The sequence below is a fragment of the Rodentibacter pneumotropicus DSM 21403 genome (assembly GCF_000379905.1).
Classification (GTDB): Bacteria; Pseudomonadota; Gammaproteobacteria; order Enterobacterales; family Pasteurellaceae; genus Rodentibacter; species Rodentibacter pneumotropicus.
On the sequence record NZ_KB904040.1, the window covers coordinates 120,159 to 141,042 of the forward strand.

Sequence of the window (20,884 nt, forward strand, 5' to 3'; positions counted from 1 at the left end):
ATGTCAGTAACTGTAAGTAAACGCAAAAAATATGTTCGCCCGATGACGGCGACTTGGTGGCAAAAATTAGACTTCTACAAAGCCTATATGCTACGTGAAGCAACCTCAATCTTTGCTGTATGGTTCTGTATCGTTCTGCTTTATGGCGTACTCTGTCTTGCCAGTAATCCAATCCCAGGACACGGCATTTTTAGCTTTATTGAATTTTTAAGAAACCCAATTGTGGTGCTCTTAAATATCATTACGCTGGTCGCCACACTTTACCATACCGTCACCTATTTCTTAATGACACCAAAAGTGATGAACATCATTGTCAAGAATGAACGTTTACCACATCATGTCATCAGAAATGCACTTTGGGCTGTGACTGCGCTTGTCAGCGTCGTTGCATTAGTTTTAGCTTATATTTAAGGGAGAGGCAAAATGGTTGATAAAAATCCAAAACGCTCTGGCGAACCACCGGTATGGTTGCTTTTCGGTGCAGGTGGTACAGTAAGCGCTATTTTCTTTCCTGTGGTGATTTTAATCTTGGGTTTATTACTTCCCTTTGGTTTAATTGATCCAGAAAACCTCGTCACTTTTGCCTATTCTTGGATCGGTAAACTTGTGATTCTAGTGCTAACCATTTTCCCAATGTGGTGTGGTTTACACCGAATTCACCATGGGATGCACGATCTTAAAATCCATGTACCGGCAGGTGGCTTTATCTTCTATGGTTTAGCAACTATTTATACCATTTGGGCATTATTTGCGGTGATTGGTTTATAAGCAAAAATCAGATATAAAAAAATAGCGAGCTTTATACTCGCTATTTTTTATCTACTATAAAATTAATAGTTACAAATTTCCGAATCAGCAAAGAAATAGGCTATTTCACGATTTGCACTTTCTATGCTATCAGAGCCATGAACAGAATTTTCACGCTGACTTAATGCAAAATCCTTACGAATCGTCCCTTCTTCTGCATTTTCCGGATTTGTTGCACCAATCAAAGTGCGGTAGTTTTTTACGGCATTTTCTTTTTCCAATACCGAAACCACAACAGGTGCAGACATCATGTAATCCACTAATGATTCAAAAAACGCCTTGCCTTGATGTTCTGCATAGAAACCCTCAGCTTGCTCTCTCGTTAAATGCACCATTTTGGTTGCAACAATTTTAAATCCATTTTGCTCAAAGCGTGCTAAAATTGCTCCGATAAGGTTACGTCTCACCGCATCGGGTTTTATAATTGAAAGCGTTCTCTCTACCATATTCATCCTCACTTTTCTGATTTTGACAACAATAAATTCGCTAATGTTTGTACCCCAATACCTGTCGCACCAACCGCCCATAAATCACTTGCTGATTTACGATAGGTTGCAGAGCAATCAATATGTAACCAATTTTGTTGGTAATTTTTCACAAAATAGGAAAGAAATGCTGTCGCTGTACTTGCCCCTGCACCAACCGGCACTGTCCCAATATTGGCAATATCCGCAAATGAAGAGCTAATTTGTGAACGATGAAATTCCTCAAAGGGTAAACGCCAAAATGGCTCATTTTCAGCCTTAGCCGATTGAAAAAGCGCTGTCGCAAACTCATCATCCATTGTGAGTACTGAATGGTAGTCATTACCCACCGCTACTTTAGCAGCACCGGTTAATGTCGCACAATCAATAATAAATTCAGGATACTGATTATCTGCTTCAATTAATCCGTCAGCCAATACCAAACGACCTTCTGCATCGGTATTTAAAATCTCTGCCGTGATGCCGTTTTTATAGGTAATAATATCGCCTAATTTAAATGCATTGCTGCTCACTAAATTTTCCGCACAACATAAATAGAGCTTCACTCTTTGCTTTAATCCACGAGCAATAGCCAAGCCTAAAGCCCCTGTTAATAAAGCTGCTCCGCCCATATCCGTACGCATTGTACTCATACCATCACTTGGTTTAATGCTATATCCGCCACTATCAAAAGTAATTCCCTTACCAACCAAGCAAGCTAATACAGGTGCATTCGAATCCCCTATCGGATTAAAATCTAGCTGCAACATTGCCGGAGAATTTGATGAACCTTTCCCTACGTTCCAAATCCCTTGATAACCTTGCGTTTCCAACTCTTTCCCGGAAATAATTTGAAAACTGACTGCACTTTTCTCCGAATAATTTTCCGCTTGAACCGTAATAAATTCTGCTGCACGCTCGGCCAATTTAATAGGTGTTAGACTTTGTGCCGGTTCATTAATTACATCTCGAACAAAATCGCTACATTCAATACGAGCCAATAATTCATCTTGTAAATCATGCTCTAAATGCGGAAATTCAATGGAATAATCTTGTTTTGCGGTATAAAACCCTTGATAAAACGCCCAACAAAAATCTAAATTCCATTCTTCACCGACTAATTCTACATCTTTAATACCTTGCCCACGTAACTTACGTGCAGCGCGTTGCACTAAAGTGCGGTCATTTTTTTCATTATTTTTTAAGTGAATAATTGCTTCTTCGCCATTAAAACTTACTATCGCATTTCTACCCCAACAATCCGCTGCTGGACGGTTAGAAAGAATAATCTCCATTTTTTAACTCTCCTTATAAAGAAAAAACCGGTTAGCGAACTATACCAGTTTTTACATAGGAAGATAATCTTAAATGTATTTATTTTATCTGCTAGACACTTAGCTATTTTCTATTGTGGTATTTTCCTAATTTAAATTGTTTCGCATACCATGCTACTGTTTTTCTTAATCCTGATTCAAAAGTTTCTTCCGGTTTCCAATCTAATTCACGCTCAATTTTTGTAGTATCAATTGCGTAACGCATATCATGGCCAGGGCGATCTTTCACGTAAGTAATTAAGTCTTCGTATTTTTTCACACCTTGCGGTTTGTTTGGCACTAATTCTTCTAATAAAGAACAAATAGAATAAACCACCTCAATATTTGTTTTCTCATTATGTCCACCGATATTATAAGTTTCACCAATTTTTCCTTGCGTCATAATTTTATAAAGCGCCCTAGCATGATCTTCCACAAACAACCAATCTCTAATTTGCTGACCACTACCATACACCGGAAGAGGTTTTCCCTCTAAAGCACTTAAAATCATTAGTGGAATAAGTTTTTCAGGATACTGATATGGCCCGTAATTATTAGAACTATGTGTGATAATCACAGGCAAACCGTAGGTTCTATGCCATGCATTAACTAAATGATCGCTTGCTGCTTTTGAAGCAGAATAAGGGCTACTTGGGTTATAAGGGGAAGTTTCGGCAAATAGTGTTTCTTTATTTGCTAAATCACCATAGACTTCATCAGTTGAAATATGAAGAAAACGAAATGCCGATTTTTTCTTATTACTTAAGTTACTCCAGTATGTGCGAGCAACTTCCAATAAAGTGTAAGTGCCAACAATGTTAGTTTCAATAAAAGCAGCAGATCCGTAAATTGAACGGTCAACATGACTTTCGGCCGCTAAGTGCATAACAGCATCTGGTTGATGTAGTTCAAATATACGAGTGAGCTCTTTTGTATCGCAAATATCTACTTGTTCAAATACATAACAAGGATGCTCTCCTATCGTTTTAAGCGATTCTAAATTGGCAGCGTAGGTCAATTTATCAACATTAATTATACTATCTTGCGTATTAATAATATGGAGAACAACTGCAGAGCCGATAAAACCGGCTCCACCTGTGATTAAGATTTTTTTCATTCTATTTTGGTCTTATATCTACTGCAGAATCATCTTTAGTAATGTTTTTCAACTTTTCAATTTGCCCATAACTATTAGAATCATTTAAACCGGTAAATAAATCTGCTTTAGAATTAAGTTTATCATTATCTATTCCAATCTAATGGGCAATATCATCTGTAAAATTTAAACCCGATTTAAAAAATGATAAATATTTCTTTCCTTATTATCTGAAGATATTTTTAAAAGAGGAACTGTAAAATAGGCATTCCCCTTAGCCACATCGGGATTATTGTTTAATACTAACTTACCATCTACTTATTTATGACCAAGACCATGATTTGAAGAATAAATCAACGAAAAAGAGCATTTTTTGAATATATATGACTCATTTAATATATTAAAAACTGAAGAAATATAACAATTAATATAAGGATATTTTTTATCTATTTCTTGAGTTTTAAAAATATGATTATAGTTTTTAACTCTATCACATGCATGTGGGTTAGATCCCAAAGTATGTAAGACAATAAATCTCTTTCCGTTATAATCCTTAACAATAATTTCTTTAAATTTTATTTCCATTTAGCTATATCAGGTTTTGTCAGCATTAATTTTAAAGAACCTATTGTATATTCTCCTTCAGCTAACACCCCATGAATAAATGTACCATTGGTTGCTCTTAAAAACAGCATGTTTTCTATTCGGATATCCATATAGATTAAAATAATCAGCAATAGCACTTTAACCAATTATAAGAATATAATCATCATATTTAAATTTGTTTAATTGATATTCTCCCCATTCGTTTTTAATCCCATTATTGAGTGTTTTTAGCGTTTCCTTTACTGTTAAATATGATTTATGAAAAACTCAAAAGGAGTTAAATGGAATAAAAAGAATAAAGAAGAAAATATCAAGAAAAGCTTATTTTTAAAAATCTTATATTTTTAGATTCTAAAATATTTCGAACAAGAATAATAGAAAACAAGACAAAAAATGCATAAGCATAATTTTTAAGTGGTATTAACGATAGAAACTCTCCAACTTCAGATGCATCTGTTGCAAAAAAGCTTATTATATGTTGATATTGAGGATAGCCGAAAGACAATCCTACAGGTAAATACAACACATAAATTAACATTAAAGGAAAACCTAGAAACCAAAAAGCTTTTTAGAAGATAATACATATATTGTAAACAACGAAAATAAAACAATTTTCTGATAAGTTGGTTTAACAAAAATACTTGTTCCACGTGAAATAAGTTTTGATACTATTGTTATAACGACAGTACTAATTAAAACCCACAATACTGTGTTTGTTTTTTGCTTGTCATAATGTTCTCCTGCATTCGATACGAATATCCCCCCAAAGATATAACGTAAATTATTTACCACTGAATCTAAAGATTCTAAATTATTTTTATAAGTATTGTTTGTATAGCTCAATTATTCAATCATTAATTACATTATTTTTCATATTTTCAATAATATAGTGAATAATAGAGAAACTGATAAGGCCCACTATTGGTAGTAACAAATATTTTTCGTTCTAATACAACCTGAGTTTTATTAAAACCCCTTAACAGTTGTAGCTAAAATAGATATAGATAAAGAACTATCATTTATTCTCAATGAAATAATTCGTGTTCTATCTTGCCCCAAATCCTGTAAGCATTGTTTTTAATGTTTTAAATATAATCAGAATATCCAACCAAAGGGAAAAATGTTTAATATAGTAAAAATCATGTTCTACTTTTACTCTAGTATCATTTACATCAGCTGCATAGCCGTGGACTACTTGTGCCCAGCCAGATATCCCCGGCTTTACTATATGCCTGTAATTATAAAATGGAATTTGTTCTTCAAATTGCTCTACAAAAGCTTTCTGTTCGGGACGGGGTCCAATAAGGCTCATATCCCCCTTAAGAACATTAAAAAACTGCGGTAATTCATCAATACGTGTTTTACGAATAAATTTTCCAATACCTGTTACACGCATATCACTAGCCGATGCAAATTGAGCACCATCTTTTTCCGAGTCTTTACACATGCTTCTAAATTTATAAATATTGAATTCTTTTCCACCTTGACCTACCCGTTTTTGAATAAACATCGCTCCACCTTGACTTTCTAGACGAATAGCAACGGCTGTTATTAACATTATAGGCAATGTAATTGGAAAACTAATTAAAATAAGAAAAATATCTATAACCCGTTTAATTAATGAATAAATAGGAGAAGGTAATAATGAACCGAGATCATTTTCATACATATGGTGAATTTTTACCCTTCCCGTTAATGACTCTTCTAGTTGTCTTACGTTATACACAGGAATCTGATTCAATGTACAGTTTGATAAAAATTTTTGCCATTCATAGGTTAATTCCGTAGAATGTAAATCTACAGCAATTGCATTAATACGACGACTATCTAGAGCAGGTTTGGATAACTCAATCCACTCTACATTAGGAATATTTTGGACATTAACAGCCCTCCCCAAAGGGATATAAGCTATTTTGGGTATGATCCAACGTCTTGATAGAAAATAGCCGATAAAACAAAAAAATAACGTTAAAATAAAACTAATTGATAATAGAAGATTAGAGTAATCTAAACGTAAAATTGTTAATACTAACAATACAATGAAATACCATGAAAGTACTGTAGAAATAATAAAACTACTTGATTTATTACCTGGGTATTTCATTAAAATTCTTAAGGTTATTGCGATACTTATAAATGCTAAGGATGTAGCAATCAAAGTATTTAACCTAGTTTCTAAAAGCCATAGTTTATCGCCCCAAAAAATACACGCTGGTAAAAATACTGAAAATGTAACACCTAGAAAACTTTGTAGCGTTGTGCTGAAAAAAACTCTTTCATACCAACGGGAATGTCTTTTCTTCTCACTAACCATTATTTATATCCTCAATTATAGATCACTGTTTTTGTCTTAGAGAATGATACAACCTTCCTAGAAGAGAACTTGGTAGCAATCTAGGTAAAGTCCTTATAAAAAAATAAGCATAAGCCATACCAACAGGCTGTAATTTTAAATCTGTTTTTAGCTTTGCCAAAGTATATTCACTTTTAATATATGATAATCCCTTTCTTCGAGTATACATTTGAATACCGGATCTTACATTAACCAATATTTCCGGTAGATTAGCAACTTCATATCCTTTCGCTATAATTCTTAGCCATAAATTGTAGTCTTCCATATAGAGATGATGTTGGTATCCGCCTACTTTTTCTATAATACTCTTCCGATATGCAACAGTCATGTGATTAAATGGGTTTCTTTTTAAAGCAAATTTCTCAATCTCTAATTTTGAGATAGGAACTTGTTTAACACCAATAATGCTTTTCATAGTTTCATCAAACTCAGCCACTTGAGTGCCCAACAATGCGATATTAGGATGACTATTAATATACTCTAGCTGTTTTTTGAAACGATCAGGTAAACAAACATCATCTGTATCCATTCTAAATATCCATTCATATGAGCAATATTTCAGTCCTTCATTTAATGCTTTACCAAGACCAAGATTATATTTTAACCTAATAATTTTTATTGGTAAGTAAGCTTGATATTGCACCACTATTTCTTCTAATGATTTTTTAATAGCTCCATCAAAAACAATAATTACTTCACTCACTGGACAAGTTTGAACTATTAAACTATCTAAGCAAGCAGCAAGATACTCTTCTCGCTCTTTATGATATAAAGATAATAATATAGAATACATCTAATTACTCTCCATTCTTTTCAGAAGTTTATTTATAATTAATATTTTAATTGAATGATAAAATAAAATTGGAGATTTTATTATAGCTAATACTAGAAAATAAATAACTATTAAAAATCTTTTACTATTTATTGCTTCTCTAGACTTAGTCAGATAAATTTTATTTTTAGTATAATTAATTTCTTTTTTGGGATTGTTAATTATTTTATTTTCAAAAAAGTATTTTTCACTTTTTTTAAATTTTCTATAAGATTTCTTAATACAACTAATAGTAGTATATAAAGAAAACGCATTTTTTCTAGTTATACTATTTTCCGAAAAACGGTATTTCAACAGATACTTCGATAGATTTCCTACTTTGTACCCCAATGTAAGAATATGGGCTATAAACTCCATATCCTCAGCGTGTATTGCTTTTTTATTATATCCCCCTGACTTTATGAAAACTTCACGCTTTCCAAAGAAAGTTGGATGAATTATACCTATATCTCCATACCACATTAATTTTTCTATAAATTTATGTTTTTCCAGCTTATTTGTTTTTCCTATGATTCCTTTCTCAGAGAATAGTAAAGCATTACATCCACATAGATCTAGCTCTTCTTTTTCTAAAAAAGCCATTTGATTTTCTAATCTAGAAGATAATGATATATCATCAGCATCCATTCTAGCTATATATGTTCCTGATGTAAGTGAAATTGCTTTATTTAATGAATAAATTAGACCTTTATTGGATTCATTAATGTGTAGTATTACTCTATGGTCTGATTTTTTTTTTCTAAGAAGATAGCAGACGAGATGTCTATCTTGTGGATTATCACATATTATTATTAACTCTATATTAGAATATGTCTGTTCTAATATAGAGTTAATTGATAGTTCTACCCATTCTATGGGCTCTTTGTATACACTCATTATGATAGAAATTTTAGGTAGCATAAGCATAATCAAAACATCCCTATGAAAAGAAAGAAAAAATCGGAGAATAAATAATATTTACCCCGTCCCCCATACTATAAGAATCTTGTTTAAAATTTATTAGTTGAGGATCTATATACACATACCATATTATTAATAAAATTAGAGAGGTTATTTTCTTCTTATAAATCATCCTATTAATAAAAAGAAAGTATCCTAATAAAATTAGGATGAATCCACCGGCACTAAACATCAACCTATCCGATATAGTCTTGAATTGTAAGAAAAGTATAGAAATTGAAAAATAAGTAAATATAAAATTCAATAAATCCTTTTTAAAGGGATTTGAAACTTTTAGTTTTTCTAAAAAAATAACCGCAATGAAGCAAAAGAGAATGAAAGAATAAATCCCTATAAATACAGAATAATCAATTAGAGAGTTAAAACTATAAGTCGCCCATTGTCCATATATATATTCATTTATTTTTGTAGAAAAATAAGCATTATTAAAGGTGAAAATTTCTAGTATTTTGGGTATAAACATACCTAATAACAAGCATACAATAAGATACTTTTTTCGAAATAAAACAACCCTAGATACCAACAATGATATTGGAATTATAATTGAACTTGGATGAAATCCAATACCTACAATAATGAGTATTAAACCTACAATATATTGCTTATTCTTTAGTATGTATATCAATCCCAAAAAAGAAATTGAAAAAGCAAGAATATTTCTATAAGAGGAGATTATTGTTATAAAACTTACCATAGTCATAAGTTTGAAAAAAATAATTCTTATTGAAGTTATGTCTTGATCGTCATCATATAATTTTCTAAAAGCTGTAAGAATAGAAATATATATAGTAAAAATGCATATAAAATTAATTTTCTGAAATTCCAAATTAAAATATGCAGCAATCCCTAATAAGGAAACCCAACTGAAATAATAAGATGAATATTCTGAATATAACTCTGAAAAATTTAGATTTTCTTTAAGAGATTCAAATGCTAAATAATATTGATAAATGTCTCCCGTCTCATGTCTTCTAATGTAGAGATATCCTAATACCCCTAAAGAGTAAGAAATATTTATAAATAAAATCTGCATATCCGCACTAGAGCTCATCCTCTTATAAAAAAAATAAAATAGACTTACTGCAAGCCCAAATACAGGAAAAATTATATTAATAAAAGAAATATATAAAATCATAGGTAAAATTACAATGCCATATAATCTATTTTATCAAAGAAATCCAAACCAAGCTTAGCTAGCAGCTTATAAGATTCTTCAATTTCTATCTTACGGGTATTTTCTATTTTTAGAATCCTAATATCAATATTAGAAAAATTAATAAGGTTTATAACAATAGAACTGAAAAAACTATAAATTATAATTTTATTTTCTTGTAAACTAGAAATATAGTCCTCAAAAATAAGATCAGTGTAGATATAATTTAATCCATCTATTTTACAAATTTCTCTTGGGTGAGGAAAATAGTGATCCAAATTATATTTATAGTAAATTTCTTTTATTAATTTATTATTAATATCTTCTTCATAGAATACAGGCTGTCCAATAAGGATACTTACTTCACTGCTATTATTTTTTTTATGTTTAATGTAACTTTTTTTAAATATATCTATATATACTGTATTAGGAATAATATTTTCCATATTACGATAAATAGTGAAGTGATTTTGGGAAAGTTTTAATATTTTTTTTGAGCTAAATTTATTTCTAACCAAAAAATTAACTAACTTTCTTTTAATATTATTGTCTTGAATTAATGGAGATTTATCAATTATATTTGCTAAACCATCATCAAAAGTATATATTTTCTCGATATTACACTTTGAAATGATAGTTTGTATCCATAAAGAGTTAATATTAGCAAAAAATATCTTATCTAAGCTACACCCTATAAATTCTTCACATTTCAGGTTTATTAATTCCCACAAAAATTTAAATCTATCTTTTTCAATTTTTGTGTCTATAGAAATCGTTTTTGTAGATTTTTCAGATAATCTGTTTATATAAAATTGGTACTTTGAATTTATATTGAGACTATTAATTAAAACTATAGAGATAAATTTTTCATTTCTATATTCATTTATAATATGTTCGGCAATTTTCATTTGTAAAGGTGTACAACATACAATTAAATTCATCGAAAACCTCATATTTCATCAACCACTAATAAATTAGCACTATTTAAATAGAATAAATATTATTTATATATGCTAATTTAGCTCCATATTTTTATATCTTATCTATTAAAATTTTAAATAGATATAAATATACAACTGAATTATTCAGTGTTGTTCTCTTTTTTAGCAAAAAAATATAATATAGGTAAAATTCCTAAAGCTCCTAAAATACTTGCATAAGGAATATAAATTACATCAGTAAAAATAAGCCCACCTAATGCTCCCAAATAAATCACTGTTGATAATACCGAACAAAATGAAATTTGTTTTGTTTTACCATGATAGAACAAATAATTTACCAAGAATAGATAAGGAATTATTAAACTATTAGAAAGTAAAAATATTATAATATAATACTTTATACCGATAAAATGTCGCCCCAAGAAGAACAGTATCCATTTTTCAGGTATAATCAACATTACCAATGATGGAACTGGTACAATTAAGAATGAGAATAATGCCCAACGATGTAATTTATTCAGCGTAACAGTTCCTTTTTTTAAGTTCTCAAATAAATAAGGCACTAATGCTTTATTCATTGCAAGAATAAAAACTGATAGAATAGAAGCAATTTGTGCCCCCATTGCATATAAACCAAGGTCACCGTCACTAAAACGATGAAAAATAAAAATTCTATCTAGCTGTCCTTTAATAAAGAAACTGCCATGATGAAAGATCATTGGAACTCCAAATGCAACGATATATAAAAAAGCGGTTTTATATCGTAAAAAAGTAAATTTTTTGCTAATGCTTCTTTTTTGATAAATCAGATAAGCCAATAAAGAAACCAAAATATTACTGAATAAAATAGCTAAAATGCGTTTTTCAACTAACTCTGTTTCATATATTTCTAACATTAATATAGTTAATAATGCATTTGTAATAGTAGAAGCTAGTTGGATCAAAGTATAAGGAATGGCTTGTTTTTGGCACTGTCTAATACTTAGCTGTACCGATAAAAAAACCTGAAATATTGCGCTTAGCACCAAATAAAACATAACTTCTGAATGCAAAAACCAACAAAATACTAAAGCTATTCCTCCTGTACAAAGTGTATAGACATAACCCGTATTTACTACTAAATTTAAAGAACGATTGCCATAAACATAGAAATAACGAGCTACTGCCCCATCCTGACTTAATCCAATAAAAATAATAAATAATGCTAAAAGAGTTTGATAATAAGAAAGCTCTCCAAACCCTTCCACCCCTAACTTACGTGATAAATAAGGTAGTAATAAAAAAGGGATACATTTAGATGATAGTTCACCAATGAGATAGATCGAACTATCTTTGATCAGGCTCATTTACTATTCCTTATAAATCATAAAATATTTTTGGATTATTATTCTTATTATTTTGTAAAAAATCTTTAATTAAATAATAAGCTTTCTCTGCTGAATTTTCTTGATAATATGGATTCACCATCATAGGTAAACGTGCTTGAAAAGCATCAGAAAGTAATTTTTGAATACCTTGTTCAATAGCAGTTTGACTACTTTCTACATCAATAACAGACTCTCCTCGTACTCGTCCTTCTTGGCGTTTTCCAATATTGACAGTACCAACTTTTAATGATGGTGCCTCAAGTAACCCTGATGAACTATTTCCTATTAAACCTTTTGAATATTTAATCAATGCTAAATATTCTTCAGGTTTTATAGAGGTGAAAAATGCAAAATTATTTTTTTGAGTATAATTTCTAATTTTTTCAAAAATTACATCTGAGTGCGTATCTGAATTTGAACCAATAAAAATAAATTGATAATCTTTCTTAAAAATATCCAGAGCTAAAAAAAGTTGTTTAATTTGTTCTTCAACTAATTGACCTGTTATCGTTTCCGGATGAAATACCACCATAAAATAAGGTTGAGTTGGAATACCTAATGTTACCACTAGCTCTTCTTTACTTGGTAAATCTAGTAATAAACTGTTTTCCGCGCCTAAAGAACCAACATTAATAACACTCTCAGGGACTTCCCCTAATTGAATAACACGCTTACGATATTCTTCTGTTGCTGTTAAATGTAGTTTTGACATTTTAGTAATACAATGGCGAATAAATTCATCATAATTGCCTAAGGTTTGCTCACCACCATGTAAATGAATTAGGGGAATATTATGCATGGCGGCAGCTGTTGCTACGGCAAGCATTTCATAACGATCGCCTAACACCATTACAGCATCATAGCTGTGCATTTGAAAATGTTTGCCAAATAAATCTAAGGTTTCCGCTATTGACGTTAAGATGGTTTGATTATTTTGGCTATTGAGCTTAACGGCAATTTTCTCACGAACGAAAAAGCCATCTTCTTCAATTATTTTTACGGTATTGCCGTATTGTGGATCAAGATGCATTGCAGTCACAATTAGGCTAAAGTCTAATTCGGGATCGTTTTGTAAACTCTTTAATAAACGTTTTACAATGCCATATTCAGCCCGAGAACCTGTTACATAGGCAATTCGTTTTTTCATCATAATTCTGATTCAACAATATTTTTTAGTAATTGATAGCCTTGTTCATTAAGATGTAAACCATCCTGGGTATAATCTAAATTCAATTTGCCGTATTGGTCACTAAATTGGCTATCTAATGAAATCCATTTTACGCCTTTCAAGTTTGCTTTTAAGTATTTATTCAACTCTCTAATGACGGTATTGTCTCGATCAACACGTAATGCAACCGGTGTAATCTCTAAAAAATAAAGCATAATATCTTCTTTAATTGCTTTTAACTTATCAATCACTTTCTGAATATCAGCCAAAACTTGTTCATTCGACCAACCATCATAAACAATATCATTCGTTCCAAACATTAAAATCGCTTTATCTCCAAGATCTTGAATGAAACCTTTATCCAAAATTAATTTAAGATATTGTTTTGTAGAAATTCCGGCAATCGCCAAGTTATTTACCGCTTGCTGCTTGAGTGTTTCAATGTTCCAATAATCTAAAATGGAATGTCCAATTAAACTGATGTCTTTTAGTTGATCAAAGTTCTCTTTTTTTGACGTGATCGTTCTCTTAATGGTTTCTAATAAAATTTGTGTTTTGTTGCGTTGCTGAAGAATAAAATAGAAATATTCAAAATCAAGACGATCATCAATATCTACCGACACTTCTTTATCCATAAAATAAGCGATACATTTTTCACCATAAAAATGTTTTTGCTTTAAATAAGCCTGCGGTTTTGCTGAGAAAATTGCTCCATTCGGTGAATATTCTGAATAATATTGTTGACGTGCATAATTGGAATAATCCAATTTAAAGTTTTTCAAACTTTCATCTTCATCAATTTCACGCGTGAGCGTTGTTGGTTTGTGTGCATCTGATACAGAAACCAAAAAATCAAATTGATCAAAATGTTGCTCAAATTTAGCATTTGCTTCTTGAATATGTTGTGCTGTCCTTAATGGGGAAGTTGGTTGCAATAGTGCAAAATAATCAAAATCAATGTGCTGATACTTATTCAATACATCTTCAATTACCACAAAAGAGCTGGCTTTATCTGAAGCCAACTCTGCAGAACGTTTTACAAATTCAATAGGATAATGTGAAAGTAAATCAATGTATTCTTGCGAATCTGTACTGACAATAATTTTTTCAAATTCCCCACTTTCCAAAGCAGCCTCAATGCTGTAAGCCATAAGTGGCTTTCCGTTTGCAAATAATACATTTTTATTTGGTAAACCTTTTGACCCCGATCTTGCCGTGATAATTGCAATTTTTTTCATAAATTTGACCGCTCTTTTTATTCTTGATTTTGGAAACGACTATCCTGGATAAGCTGATCTTCTTCAAAATCCATTTCGGCTTTTTTACCTAAAACATCATACCAAAACATTGGACTAATACCATTTCCCGGTCTCTTAGTCGTCAGGTTCTCTGTAGTATACATTTCTCCTTTTTTAATTGGACATGCAGCAATAATGGATTTACGCGCAACAATTTTATTTTTTGCTTCTGAAGTAGTCACAATCTTTTCTGATGAGCCAAGAGATTTTTCAATGGCACGAATACCTTCACAAAGTAATTTTAATTCCTCAGGAGTCACCGATGCTTTATGATCAGGTCCCTCAAAATTTTTATCCAACGTAAAGTGTTTTTCAATGAAAGTAATACCATAAGGCACAGCAGCAAGACCTACAAAATAACCTGTCGAATGATCAGAAAAACCTAAATTATAATCAGAGAATACTGCTTTTAATTGATAAAATGCGTTTAAATTCACATCCTCATAAGGTGTTGGATATTCTGTATTACAATGAAGGATCGTAATATCTTTCTTTGACATACCATTTTTCTCTAACACTACCAAAGCATCTTTTATTTCATCAATTGTAGCCATTCCGGTTGAAATCACAATATTTTTGCCTTCAATTGGTAAACGAGCAATTTTCTCTAAATAAGGCAAATTGGTTAATTCGCCTGATGGAATTTTCCATATTTTTTGATTTTCACCTGCAAGGAAATCAATAGATTCCATATCAAAAGGGGTTGAAAATACTTCTAATCCAAGTGAACGGGCATAAACTTCTAATTTACGGAATTCATCATAAGGAAGTTCTAATTTTCTGGTCATTTCAAGCTGACTATCTGCAGTACCAGTGGTAACTTTTTGATATTCTGCCTTAGGGGCATATTTTGAAATTAATTTATCAGCTTTAAATGTTTGGAATTTAACGGCATCAACACCACATTCTTTGGCGACATCTACCATTTTTTTTGCTAATACAGGATCACCATTATGGTTACAACCAATCTCCGCTACAATAAATACTTGACTCATTTTTACTCAATTTCCTTAATTAATTTTGCGGGAACTCCAGCCACCACTGTTCGTGGTTTAACATTACGAATCACTACGGCACCAGCACCTACAATCGCACTTTCACCAATCCTCAACTGTCCTGTAATAACAGATGAACTTCCAATAAAACAATAATCTTCAACAATCACATCACCATTTAATGTGCTGTTTGTAGAAATATTACTATGATTACCAATATAACAACCATGCTCCACAAGTGATTTTGTGTTAATAATAACATTATTGCCGATAGTAACGCCGCTATTAACAATTGCCATTTTTCCAACAAATACACCTTTACCTAAAGTCGAATGATCAGAAATAATTGATGTTCTATCAATTACATTAATAATATTACATTGGTATTTTTCTAGTTTTAAGTATTTTTCCAAACGGTAGCTATTATTGCCAATACTAATGAAAAAACTATAATTATTTCTTTCCTTAAACTCATCAATTGTTTTTGCGAAAATGGGATAGCCTAAATGAGTTGCCCCTTCTGGTTTGAAGTTATCAATAAACCCGCAAAACTCGTATTGAGAATCATCTAAAGAATCCAGTACTGATTTTGCATAGCCACCAGCACCAATAAATATTACTTTTTTCTTCATTATACCTTTCTACCGTTTTGGATCACTGAGGCGAATAAAATAATTAAAGTAGATAAAATTACCCCAATAATAAACCCAATTACAAGAATTAAGGCTTTCTTAGGTTTATCCTTCATCACTGGATAATCAGGTGAAGCATGATAGCTAAACGCATTTACTTTAGATTCTTTTACTTTTCTTAATAATGGTTCTAATTCTTCTAACTGTGCAGTAACTTGATAATATCTCGGTGGATACACAATCGCTTCTTGATTTAACACCTCAACCTGAGCTTTTAAATATTTTTCACCCAGCATAAACAGATATGCACCATCACTCAATTTTGAATCGGAAAGAGGTAATTTTACTTCTGACATAGCAAGGGCTTGGGCTAAACTATCTGCAGTTGTACCAAACGATTTGGCATAATCTTTAATACCTGCCTCTTGAGCAATTTTTAATGCATTGTTTAAATTTTCTAATTGAACCTTTTTTTGAATAGCAAGATCTCGCTCAAATCTTATTTTTTCATAAGTTAAATCAGAAACAACTTCGTTAAAGTCAATGAGAAAATTTTCAACTTCAAGTTGATAAGCCTCTTTTCCTGCAAAAGTAATAAACTGCTGTAATGTTTCTTGCGCTTCAAGTGGTGTTTCAGCTATAAACTTTATTCTACGCCCTAATAAATCCGGCTCTTTTTTAGGATCTGGTTTAGTAATATTAATATCTTTAGTCATGAGATCAGAAAGAATACGCCGTTTTGACAACTCTTCTTTATTTTTCGAAAGTTGTTGATAAATGTCTGACTGTTCAAAAAAAGTTTTACGTGTATCTAAAGATTCAGACATCAGATTAAATTTATCAAATAATGATTTTCTCAACCCATTAACATCAAACTCTTGTCCTAAGATTCGAGCATATTCTTTACGAACATTAAAATACTCTCCCAAGTCAGAAATTTTAGGCTCTATCACTTCCGCTTTAGAAGTCCATTGTTCTTTAGCAGTAAATGCATACACACCTGCAATCAAGGAGCATACAAATGCAGAAAGTAAAATCCAAATCTTCTTATTCCATAAAACTTTAATCAATTCAATGAGATCAATCTCATCATTATTAGCTGCATTTGTGTTATTCACTATAAAATCCTCAATGCTTATCCCATAAATATTAAGCGGGTATTCTAGGCTATATTCCTTCCTTTCACAAGGATGAGAATAAAGAACGTAAGATAGATGTAAATCAAAACTAAAAAAGTGCGGTCAAAATCAACCGCACTTTCTCTGTTTGGCATACCGTTTCCTAGCAAAAATTACGCATAATACATCTCAAACTCTACCGGATGCGGGGTCATATTCAAGCGTTCCACTTCTTTACGTTTGATGCTAATAAAGGCTTCCACAAACTCTTTACTGAATACATTACCATGGGTTAAAAATTCGTAGTCTTTATCTAAAGCATTCAAGGCTTCTTCAAGCGAGCTTGCTACTGCTGGAATATCTTTAAGTTCTTCCGGTGGTAAATCATAAAGGTTTTTATCCATCGCATCGCCCGGATGGAGTTTATTCACGATACCGTCTAACCCCGCCATTAATAAAGCAGCAAAAGCTAAATATGGGTTTGCCATTGGATCGGGGAAACGGGCTTCAATACGAATCGCTTTCGGGCTTGTCACAGCAGGAATACGGATTGAGGCGGAGCGGTTGCTTGCAGAATAAGCCAATAACACCGGCGCTTCATAACCCGGCACTAAGCGTTTATAAGAGTTGGTGCTTGGATTAGTAAAGGCATTTAATGCTTTGGCGTGTTTGATGATACCGCCGATATAGTAAAGTGCGGTTTCAGAAAGACCGGCATATTTATCGCCTTGGAAGATATTTTTACCCTCTTTGCTTAATGACATATTACAGTGCATCCCCGAACCATTATCACCGGTAATCGGTTTCGGCATAAAACACGCTGTTTTACCATGTTCAAGCGCTACGTTTTGCACAACATATTTATAGATTTGGGTTTCATCTGCTTTTAAGGTTAAGCTGTTGAATTTTGTGGCAATCTCGTTTTGACCAGCTGTTGCCACTTCATGGTGATGCGCCTCAATAACTAATCCCATTTCTTCTAAAAGCAAACACATTTCAGAGCGAATGTCGTGTGCACTATCAATTGGTGCAACGGCACAATAACCGCCTTTTTTAAGCGGACGGTAAGCATTATTGCCTCCCTCATATTTTTTATTGGTATTCCATGCTGCTTCTATGTCATCAACAGAGAAAGAAGCACGGTTCATAGAAATGTCAAAACGCACATCGTCAAATAAAAAGAATTCCGGTTCAGGACCAAAGAATGCTTGATCGGCAATACCGGTAGAACGCATATAATTTTCAGCACGAATCGCAATAGAACGAGGATCACGATCATAACTTTGCATCGTAGTAGGTTCATACACACTACAACGAAGCGAAAGCGTCGGGATTTGCGCAAACGGATCGACAACGGCGGTTTCAGCCATTGGCATTAAAAGCATATCGGCTTTATTGATAGTTTTCCAACCTTCTACGGATGAACCGTCAAACATTTTACCGTCTTCAAACATATCTTCATCCACAAGATTAACCGGAATAGATACGCCGTGTTCTTTACCTTTAATATCAGTAAATCGAAGAAGCACGAATTTAATATCATTTTCTTCAATAAGTTTAAATACATTAGCGATGGCATTTGCGTTTGACATAGTAGTTCCTCTATTTGCTGGGTAAGGATTATTAAAATAGGGCACATTATAGCGTAATCCCTCGCGCTTTTCATTGGATTTATTTTTCTGATTTAACATAGCGGGCAATATAAAAGTCATGTATAATTCCCGCCCTTTCGTGCCAAAATAGGGGCAATTTACCGCGTAGGGAGTGTGAATTGCCTGCAACCCACGCACGAAAACAACAGACCTTTTAATTCGTGCGTGAAACCCTGTTTCATACACCCTACATAACCTATTCAGAATAAGCAATGACAAACAAAATTGATATTAACAAACTGCGCAATATTGCGATTATCGCGCACGTTGACCATGGCAAAACCACACTTGTAGATAAACTTCTTCAACAATCCGGTACTTTTGAAGCAACACGTGGCGATATAGATGAACGTGTGATGGATTCTAATGATCTCGAAAAAGAACGTGGCATTACGATTCTTGCCAAAAACACCGCAATTAATTGGAATGATTACCGTATCAACATTGTCGATACACCGGGACATGCTGACTTTGGCGGTGAAGTAGAACGTGTTCTTTCAATGGTCGATTCTGTACTTTTAGTGGTGGATGCCTTTGACGGCCCGATGCCACAAACCCGTTTCGTTACTCAAAAAGCCTTTGCTCACGGATTAAAACCGATTGTTGTAATCAACAAAGTGGACCGTCCGGGTGCCCGCCCTGATTGGGTGGTGGATCAAGTATTCGATCTCTTTGTCAACCTCGGGGCAACTGATGAACAGTTAGATTTCCCGATTATTTATGCTTCTGCACTGAATGGTGTTGCCGGTTTAGAACATGAAGAATTAGCAGAAGATATGACACCGCTATTTGAAGCCATTGTTAAACACGTTGAACCACCAAAAGTGGAATTAGATGCACCGTTCCAAATGCAAATTTCCCAATTAGACTACAACAGCTATGTTGGGGTAATTGGTATCGGTCGCATTAAACGTGGTTCGATTAAACCAAATCAACCGGTCACTATCATTAATAGCGAAGGCAAAACCCGTCAAGGGCGTGTTAGTCAAGTGCTTGGACACCTTGGTTTACAGCGTTATGAAGAAGAAATGACCTATGCAGGCGATATCGTGGCAATTACCGGTTTAGGCGAGCTCAATATTTCCGATACCATCTGCGATATCAATGCCGTTGAAGCCTTACCGTCATTAACCGTTGATGAACCGACCGTTACGATGTTCTTCTGCGTGAATACTTCACCGTTTGCCGGTCAGGAAGGAAAATATGTCACTTCACGTCAAATTCTTGAGCGCTTAAATAAAGAATTGGTACACAATGTGGCGTTGCGTGTGGAAGAAACTCCGAACCCGGACGAATTCCGTGTCTCCGGTCGAGGCGAATTACACCTTTCAGTATTGATTGAAAATATGCGCCGTGAAGGCTATGAACTCGCCGTTTCCCGTCCAAAAGTCATCTATCGTGAAATTGATGGTAAAAAACAAGAGCCTTACGAACAAGTCACTATCGATGTAGAAGAGCAGCACCAAGGTTCTGTGATGGAAGCCTTAGGTATTCGTAAAGGTGAAGTACGTGATATGTTACCGGACGGTAAAGGCCGTGTTCGTTTAGAATACATCATTCCAAGCCGTGGCTTAATCGGCTTCCGTGGTGAATTTATGACGATGACTTCCGGTACCGGTTTACTTTACTCCAGCTTCAGCCATTATGATGACATCAAAGGCGGCGAAATCGGTCAACGTAAAAATGGTGTATTAATTTCTAACGCAACAGGTAAAGCCCTTGCCTATGCCTTATTCGGTTTACAAGAACGCGGCAAGTTAATGATCGATGCCAACGTAGAAGTGTATGAAGGGCAGATCATTGGTATCCATAGCCGTTCGAACGATTTAACCGTCAACTGCTTGCAAGGTAAAAAACTCACCAATATGCGTGCATCGGGTAAGGATGATGCCATTGTACTCACCACACCAGTAAAATTCAGCCTCGAACAAGCCATTGAATTTATTGATGATGACGAATTAGTGGAAGTGACGCCTGAATCGATCCGCATTCGCAAAAAACTTTTGACGGAAAACGATCGTAAGCGGGCAAGTCGAACCACAACCAGCACAAGTACTCACTAAACAAAAAATGGAATCAGCGCGATGATTCCATTTTTTTACATTGAAAGTGCGGTTAATTTTCACCGC

The 20,884-nt window shown here is 33.2% G+C and carries 18 protein-coding genes; 3 read left to right on the forward strand and 15 right to left on the reverse strand.

Annotated features, from left to right (window positions below; genetic code table 11):
- Together frdC and frdD are read left to right on the forward strand one after the other, a co-directional pair.
- A complete protein-coding gene (gene frdC / locus A3GE_RS0100665; protein WP_018355356.1) occupies positions 1 to 411 on the forward strand; it encodes a fumarate reductase subunit FrdC in 411 nt (136 codons plus the stop codon).
- Between the two features lie 12 nt (positions 412 to 423).
- Entirely contained in the window at positions 424 to 768 is a 345-nt protein-coding gene (gene frdD, locus A3GE_RS0100670) for a fumarate reductase subunit FrdD (RefSeq protein WP_018355357.1), read from the forward strand.
- Between the two features lie 62 nt (positions 769 to 830).
- On the opposite strand, the gene ndk is transcribed toward frdD, so the two are convergent.
- From ndk to glnA, 15 genes are all read right to left on the reverse strand, one after another.
- Complete coding sequence (ndk, locus tag A3GE_RS0100675) at positions 831 to 1,253, reverse strand: nucleoside-diphosphate kinase (protein ID WP_018355358.1); 423 nt, start codon at positions 1,251 to 1,253, stop codon at positions 831 to 833.
- Between the two features lie 8 nt (positions 1,254 to 1,261).
- Positions 1,262 to 2,566, reverse strand: a complete 1,305-nt coding sequence (gene pepB, locus A3GE_RS0100680) for an aminopeptidase PepB (protein ID WP_018355359.1) — start codon at positions 2,564 to 2,566, stop codon at positions 1,262 to 1,264.
- A gap of 103 nt (positions 2,567 to 2,669) precedes the next feature.
- Positions 2,670 to 3,701: a dTDP-glucose 4,6-dehydratase gene (gene rfbB, locus A3GE_RS0100685; protein ID WP_018355360.1), complete on the reverse strand. Its 1,032-nt coding sequence runs from the start codon at positions 3,699 to 3,701 to the stop codon at positions 2,670 to 2,672.
- Positions 3,702 to 5,331: 1,630 nt separating this feature from the next.
- Positions 5,332 to 6,600, reverse strand: coding sequence for a sugar transferase (locus tag A3GE_RS0100690; protein WP_018355361.1), 1,269 nt, complete (start codon positions 6,598 to 6,600; stop codon positions 5,332 to 5,334).
- 22 nt (positions 6,601 to 6,622) lie between these two features.
- Positions 6,623 to 7,432, reverse strand: coding sequence for a glycosyltransferase (locus A3GE_RS0100695; protein ID WP_018355362.1), 810 nt, complete (start codon positions 7,430 to 7,432; stop codon positions 6,623 to 6,625).
- Complete coding sequence (locus tag A3GE_RS0100700) at positions 7,433 to 8,377, reverse strand: glycosyltransferase family 2 protein (protein WP_018355363.1); 945 nt, start codon at positions 8,375 to 8,377, stop codon at positions 7,433 to 7,435.
- Positions 8,378 to 8,390: 13 nt separating this feature from the next.
- Positions 8,391 to 9,464, reverse strand: a complete 1,074-nt coding sequence (locus A3GE_RS0100705) for an EpsG family protein (protein WP_160193522.1) — start codon at positions 9,462 to 9,464, stop codon at positions 8,391 to 8,393.
- 110 nt (positions 9,465 to 9,574) lie between these two features.
- Entirely contained in the window at positions 9,575 to 10,525 is a 951-nt protein-coding gene (locus tag A3GE_RS0100710; RefSeq protein WP_018355365.1) for a glycosyltransferase family 52, read from the reverse strand.
- Positions 10,526 to 10,665: 140 nt separating this feature from the next.
- Entirely contained in the window at positions 10,666 to 11,871 is a 1,206-nt protein-coding gene (locus A3GE_RS0100715) for a flippase (RefSeq protein ID WP_018355366.1), read from the reverse strand.
- Between the two features lie 10 nt (positions 11,872 to 11,881).
- Positions 11,882 to 13,039 (reverse strand): UDP-N-acetylglucosamine 2-epimerase, encoded by a 1,158-nt coding sequence (gene neuC / locus A3GE_RS0100720; RefSeq protein ID WP_018355367.1) that lies wholly within the window; start codon positions 13,037 to 13,039, stop codon positions 11,882 to 11,884.
- Positions 13,039 to 14,298: a cytidylyltransferase domain-containing protein gene (locus A3GE_RS0100725; RefSeq protein WP_018355368.1), complete on the reverse strand. Its 1,260-nt coding sequence runs from the start codon at positions 14,296 to 14,298 to the stop codon at positions 13,039 to 13,041. Before A3GE_RS0100725 ends, neuC begins: the two co-directional genes overlap by 1 nt.
- A gap of 17 nt (positions 14,299 to 14,315) precedes the next feature.
- On the reverse strand, positions 14,316 to 15,353 hold the full coding sequence (gene neuB / locus A3GE_RS0100730) for an N-acetylneuraminate synthase (RefSeq protein ID WP_018355369.1): 1,038 nt from the start codon (positions 15,351 to 15,353) through the stop codon (positions 14,316 to 14,318).
- A 2-nt stretch (positions 15,354 to 15,355) separates the two neighbouring features.
- Positions 15,356 to 15,985 carry an acetyltransferase gene (locus tag A3GE_RS0100735; RefSeq protein ID WP_018355370.1) on the reverse strand — a complete coding sequence of 210 codons (630 nt, stop codon included), beginning with the start codon at positions 15,983 to 15,985 and terminating at the stop codon, positions 15,356 to 15,358.
- On the reverse strand, positions 15,985 to 17,103 hold the full coding sequence (locus A3GE_RS0100740) for an LPS O-antigen chain length determinant protein WzzB (protein WP_018355371.1): 1,119 nt from the start codon (positions 17,101 to 17,103) through the stop codon (positions 15,985 to 15,987). The genes A3GE_RS0100735 and A3GE_RS0100740 overlap by 1 nt, the downstream gene beginning before the upstream one ends.
- 173 nt (positions 17,104 to 17,276) lie before the next feature.
- Positions 17,277 to 18,695: a glutamate--ammonia ligase gene (gene glnA, locus A3GE_RS0100750; protein WP_018355373.1), complete on the reverse strand. Its 1,419-nt coding sequence runs from the start codon at positions 18,693 to 18,695 to the stop codon at positions 17,277 to 17,279.
- Positions 18,696 to 18,967: 272 nt separating this feature from the next.
- Here glnA and typA point away from each other — a divergent pair, with 272 nt between their 5' ends.
- Positions 18,968 to 20,818, forward strand: coding sequence for a translational GTPase TypA (gene typA / locus A3GE_RS0100755; protein ID WP_018355374.1), 1,851 nt, complete (start codon positions 18,968 to 18,970; stop codon positions 20,816 to 20,818).
- Positions 20,819 to 20,884: the final 66 nt, after the last annotated feature.

What these genes read in the sequence shown, in the direction of transcription:
- frdC (WP_018355356.1), top strand. Translation starts at nt 1, where the DNA reads ATGTCAGTAACTGTAAGTAAACGCAAAAAATATGTTCGCCCGATGACG.
- frdD (WP_018355357.1), top strand. Translation starts at nt 424, where the DNA reads ATGGTTGATAAAAATCCAAAACGCTCTGGCGAACCACCGGTATGGTTG.
- ndk (WP_018355358.1), bottom strand. Translation starts at nt 1,253, where the DNA reads ATGGTAGAGAGAACGCTTTCAATTATAAAACCCGATGCGGTGAGACGT.
- pepB (WP_018355359.1), bottom strand. Translation starts at nt 2,566, where the DNA reads ATGGAGATTATTCTTTCTAACCGTCCAGCAGCGGATTGTTGGGGTAGA.
- rfbB (WP_018355360.1), bottom strand. Translation starts at nt 3,701, where the DNA reads ATGAAAAAAATCTTAATCACAGGTGGAGCCGGTTTTATCGGCTCTGCA.
- A3GE_RS0100690 (WP_018355361.1), bottom strand. Translation starts at nt 6,600, where the DNA reads ATGGTTAGTGAGAAGAAAAGACATTCCCGTTGGTATGAAAGAGTTTTT.
- A3GE_RS0100695 (WP_018355362.1), bottom strand. Translation starts at nt 7,432, where the DNA reads ATGTATTCTATATTATTATCTTTATATCATAAAGAGCGAGAAGAGTAT.
- A3GE_RS0100700 (WP_018355363.1), bottom strand. Translation starts at nt 8,377, where the DNA reads ATGCTTATGCTACCTAAAATTTCTATCATAATGAGTGTATACAAAGAG.
- A3GE_RS0100705 (WP_160193522.1), bottom strand. Translation starts at nt 9,464, where the DNA reads ATGCAGATTTTATTTATAAATATTTCTTACTCTTTAGGGGTATTAGGA.
- A3GE_RS0100710 (WP_018355365.1), bottom strand. Translation starts at nt 10,525, where the DNA reads ATGAATTTAATTGTATGTTGTACACCTTTACAAATGAAAATTGCCGAA.
- A3GE_RS0100715 (WP_018355366.1), bottom strand. Translation starts at nt 11,871, where the DNA reads ATGAGCCTGATCAAAGATAGTTCGATCTATCTCATTGGTGAACTATCA.
- neuC (WP_018355367.1), bottom strand. Translation starts at nt 13,039, where the DNA reads ATGAAAAAACGAATTGCCTATGTAACAGGTTCTCGGGCTGAATATGGC.
- A3GE_RS0100725 (WP_018355368.1), bottom strand. Translation starts at nt 14,298, where the DNA reads ATGAAAAAAATTGCAATTATCACGGCAAGATCGGGGTCAAAAGGTTTA.
- neuB (WP_018355369.1), bottom strand. Translation starts at nt 15,353, where the DNA reads ATGAGTCAAGTATTTATTGTAGCGGAGATTGGTTGTAACCATAATGGT.
- A3GE_RS0100735 (WP_018355370.1), bottom strand. Translation starts at nt 15,985, where the DNA reads ATGAAGAAAAAAGTAATATTTATTGGTGCTGGTGGCTATGCAAAATCA.
- glnA (WP_018355373.1), bottom strand. Translation starts at nt 18,695, where the DNA reads ATGTCAAACGCAAATGCCATCGCTAATGTATTTAAACTTATTGAAGAA.
- typA (WP_018355374.1), top strand. Translation starts at nt 18,968, where the DNA reads ATGACAAACAAAATTGATATTAACAAACTGCGCAATATTGCGATTATC.